At 65.7% G+C, this 557-nt stretch carries 2 pseudogenes; one reads left to right on the forward strand and one right to left on the reverse strand.

The annotated features are described in order from the left end of the window. Window positions 1-335, forward strand: a pseudogene (locus tag ABFX45_RS46290) (IS1634 family transposase); the annotation flags it as partial. A 94-nt stretch (window positions 336-429) separates the two neighbouring features. Here ABFX45_RS46290 and ABFX45_RS46295 read toward each other — a convergent pair. Next, a pseudogene (locus tag ABFX45_RS46295) lies at window positions 430-557 on the reverse strand (HhH-GPD-type base excision DNA repair protein); the annotation flags it as partial.

Raw genomic sequence — 557 nt, forward strand, 5'->3', positions numbered from 1 at the left:
CCACAGCCGAGCAGGTCATCGGCGCCTACCACCAGCTGTTCCAGATCGAGAAGACCTTCCGCATGGGCAAATCCGACCTGGCCGCCCGTCCGATCTACCACCGCACCAAAGACTCGATCGAGGCGCATCTCACGATCGTGTTCGCCGCGCTGGCCGTCTCCCGCTGGATCGAGGACGCCACCGGCTGGTCGATCAAAAAGTTCGTCAAGACCGTCCGCCGCTACCGCACCATCCACATCCAGGCCGGCGACCACGTCATCACCGCAGCCGACCCGCTACCCCACGACGTCCACCAGATCCTCGACGCGGTCAAGACCCAAGCCGCTGCGCACTAAATTGGCCCAACTCGGGTTTCTCCCCCGAGGCGCGCGACCGCACCTCGTCGAGCTGGCGGCGTTCGTCCAGTGGACCAGAAGGGTTCCGAAGGCGCTACTTGCCCTTGGCCGCGGCCTTGGCGGCCTTCTTGAAGTCCCGCACCTCGAGCAACGACTTCTGGTCCGTCACGTCAGCGACGCTACGTCGGCTTCCGTCCTCGCCGTAGTGCCCGGCGGCCTCAC

The organism is Lentzea roselyniae, assembly GCF_039537795.1.
Taxonomy (GTDB): Bacteria; Actinomycetota; Actinomycetes; order Mycobacteriales; family Pseudonocardiaceae; genus Lentzea; species Lentzea atacamensis.